Origin of the sequence: Niastella populi (genome assembly GCF_002078015.1) — a bacterium.
Lineage (GTDB): Bacteria > Bacteroidota > Bacteroidia > Chitinophagales > Chitinophagaceae > Niastella > Niastella populi.
Genome location: NZ_LWBP01000052.1, coordinates 1 through 3,929 on the forward strand (window position 1 = coordinate 1; position 3,929 = coordinate 3,929).

A 3,929-nucleotide genomic window follows, 5' to 3' on the forward strand; every position below is an offset into this window, starting at 1 on the left:
CCGGGGTTGAAGAAATGATCGGACTGTTTAGTAATACCATTCCGGTAAGAGTAAAGTATGATCCGGATGATACCCCTGTTGAGCTATTAAAATCATTGCAAGAGCAATCGATAGAAAGTACATCCCATCATTATATGAATCTGTCGGAGGTTCAGTCCCAGAGTGAACTGGGCATGGAGTTGATGAATCATATCATGATCTTTGAGAACTATGCTGTAAAGGAACTGGAAAATGAAGGGGCGTTAAATAGCCGGGGCGAAGAAGGGTTGTCTATAGAATCAATGGAGGTCATTGACCAAAGCAACTATGATTTTAATATTCTAATCGCTCCTTCGTCCGGTTCATTAAATATAGGTATCAGGTACAATTTCAATCGTTATGATAAAACATCGCTGAAACACCTGGTAACTCATTTTGATAAATTGATCAAAGAGTTTGCGCAAAACACTGACCAATCTTTAAGGACATTTGATTACTTATCAGAGGAGGAGAAACATCAGCTGCTGTTTACATTTAACGATACGGCAGTAGCTTTTCCGAAAGATAAGACGATAGCAGACCTGTTTGAAGAGCAAGCCGCGAAGACGCCAGATAATATTGCGATAGTATTTGCTGAAAGAGAGTTGACGTATCGCGAGCTGAATGAGAGGTCCAATCAACTGGCTCATTACCTTAAAGATAATTACAGTATTCAACCAGATGATCTGATAGGAATACAATTGGACAGAAGTGAGTGGATGATCATTTCGATACTGGGAGTATTAAAATCAGGAGGGGCTTATGTTCCGATCGATCCGGAATATCCAACTTCCAGGAAGGAGTATATTGTAAAAGACAGTGCTATAGATCTGCTGATAACCGAGGCCAGTTTCATTTACGACATTGGTTATTATGAGGGAAAAGTTTTTGCCATTGACATAGAATTTGATTCAGAGAATTATAATTCCGGAGAACTTTCGAAAACGTGTACACCTGCTAACCTTGCTTATGTGATGTATACTTCAGGTTCCACGGGTATGCCGAAAGGTGTAATGGTCGAGCACAAAAGCATTGTTCGATTGGTTTATAATACGAACTTTTTTACTCCTGCTACCAATGATAAACTTCTCCTTACCGGGGCACTGTCATTCGACGCCACTACTTTTGAGATATGGAGCATGCTTCTGTTGGGAGGTCAGTTACATCTGTTGTCACAGGACAGGCTCATGAATGTTGCGGCATTCAAAGAAACGATACAGCAGGGAGAGATCACAGTTCTGTGGCTGACAGCTGCCTGGTTCAACCAGATTGTCGATACCGACCTGTCATTTTTCAGTTCATTGAGGTACCTGGTGTCGGGGGGTGATAAAATGTCACCTATACATGTAAATAAAGTAAAGAAAGCCTACCCGGAACTTGAAGTGGTCAATGGATATGGGCCTACAGAAAATACTACCTTCTCAGCTTGTTACAGAGTAGAAAATAAAGAATACGATGAGGCAATTCCAATAGGTAAGCCTATTGCAAATTCACAGGTGTATATACTGGACCCGGAAATGCAACCTGTTCCTTTGGGAGTTGCAGGCGAAATCTATGCAGGAGGTGATGGATTGGCAAGAGGTTATTTGAACCAGGAAGCGCTGACCAAAGAGAAGTTCATGGCAAATCCATTTAAAGCAGGAGAACGCCTGTACAAAACAGGTGATCTGGGAAGATGGCTGCCCGATGGCAACATAGAGTTCATAGGCCGAAAAGACGACCAGGTAAAGATCAGGGGTTATAGGATAGAGCCTGGAGAGATAGAGCATACTTTATTAAACCACGAAGAGATAAACCAGGCTGTAGTATTAGCCAAAGAGGATGAGTCAGGAGAAAAGGAGCTGGTTGCGTATATCACTTCCAATACCCGACAAAACACAAGCGATTTACGGGACTATCTAAAAGAGCGGCTTCCGTCGTATATGGTTCCGGCTTACATTGTTCAACTTGAGGCCATGCCATTAACAGCTAATGGTAAAGTGGATAAGAAATCCCTGCCTGACCCTGAAGGCCTGGGGCTCTCCAGTGGTGTTGAATATGTAGCACCCCGCAACGAGATAGAAGAGAAGCTGGTAAAGATCTGGGAAGAAGTCCTTGAAAGGAGAAACATTGGGGTTAATGATGACTTTTTCGCATTAGGAGGCCATAGCTTAAAAGTAGTACGCCTGAGCAATGAGTATCAAAAAGAATTATCTGCAAAGCTGAGTTTGAAAGAGCTGTTCGCTCATACCAGCGTAGCTTCGCATGCAGCACTGATAGCATCTTCAACCAGAGAGGCATTTGTTCAGATAGAAAAAGTAATTCCCCAGGCAGGTTATGCTATCTCAGACGGTCAAAGAAGACTCTGGATATTGAGTCAGTTTGAAGGCGGTTCGGCAGCATATAATATACCCGGCAGCATTTACCTGAACCAGGACATTGAAATCGAACACTTCAAGCGGGCCATAGATGCCACCATCGAACGTCATGAGATCTTAAGAACAGTTTTCAGGGTAGATGAGTCAGGAGAGATCAGGCAATGGGTGCTGGAAAGAAAGGACCTGGGCTTCACAATCGACTACCGGAACTTTAGCAAAGGGGAAAATAAGCAAGAAAAAGCAGCAGCATATATTTCAGCAGATGCTTACCGGGCATTTGATCTGGCAAAAGGGCCTTTACTAAGGGCAGCTCTACTCCAGGTGGAGGAAGCGGAATATGTATTCTACTTCAACATGCACCATATCGTCAGCGATGGCTGGTCAATGGAAGTATTGTCTAAAGATGTATTGAAATACTATGAAGCTTATAAGACAGGCAAAGAACCTGATTTAGATGAATTAAGAATCCAGTACAAGGATTATTCCGCATGGCAGTTATCCCGGTTAAGCGAGGGGGCATTCAAGGCACATAGAACATATTGGCTTGATAGACTTTCGGGGGAATTACCACTACTGGATCTGCCGGGCATAAAACAGCGGCCGCAGGTGAAGACCTATAACGGTCAGGGCTTAGCTGCTTATATTGATAAGGCAACGACTGCAAAACTGAAGGGATATATCCGGGAGAATGGTGGAAGTCTGTTCATGGGTTTACTGGCGGGTTGGAATGTGTTGATGTATCGTTATACATCCCAAAAGGATATCATCATCGGAACTCCGGTAGCGGGCAGAGAACATGCCGATCTGGAAGATCAGATGGGTTTCTATGTAAACACGCTGGCTTTAAGAAACGAGGTAAACCCTGAAGAAAGCTTTGCTGGTTTCTACAGCAAAGTAAAAGAGGATACCTTAAAAAGCTATAACCATCAGATGTATCCTTTCGATCGGTTGGTGGAAGATTTAAACCTCCAAAGGGATACAGGCAGGAGTGCAGTGTTTGATGTCATGCTCATTCTGCAAAACAATGGTAAAAGGATCGAAGGGGTTGAGTTATCAGAAGAATCGTTAAATAAGACAGTTGATCTGGGTTATAGTACTTCAAAATTTGATATAGAGATTGGGGCTCAGGAGATAGGCGATTACGTGTCCCTGAACATTGTATTTAACCCGGACGTGTATGAGAAGGCCATGATTGAAAGGCTGATAAGGCATTACAGGCAACTGTTAAACGCCCTGCTGGAAACCCCTGAAGAAAAGATCTCACAAATAGATTACCTCTCTGAACAGGAAAAGCACCAGCTGTTAACCACGTTTAACGATACAGCAGTAGTTTATCCGAAAGATAAGACGATAGTAGATCTATTCGATGAGCAAGCTGCAAAGACGCCGGATAATGTAGCTGTGGTGTTTGAGGATACCGAACTGACCTATCGCCAGCTAGATGAAAAATCCAATCAACTGGCTCATTACCTGGGGAAGAACTATAATATTCAGCCTGATGATCTGATAGGGATCAAACAGGAGCGCAGTGAGTGGATGATTGTTTCGATACTG

1 protein-coding gene is annotated in these 3,929 nt (G+C 43.1%); it reads left to right on the forward strand.

Going from position 1 to position 3,929, the window contains the following annotated elements; all coding sequences use genetic code 11:
• On the forward strand, positions 1-3,929 hold a 3,929-nt coding region (locus A4R26_RS06710; RefSeq protein WP_133054573.1), incomplete at both ends, for a non-ribosomal peptide synthetase.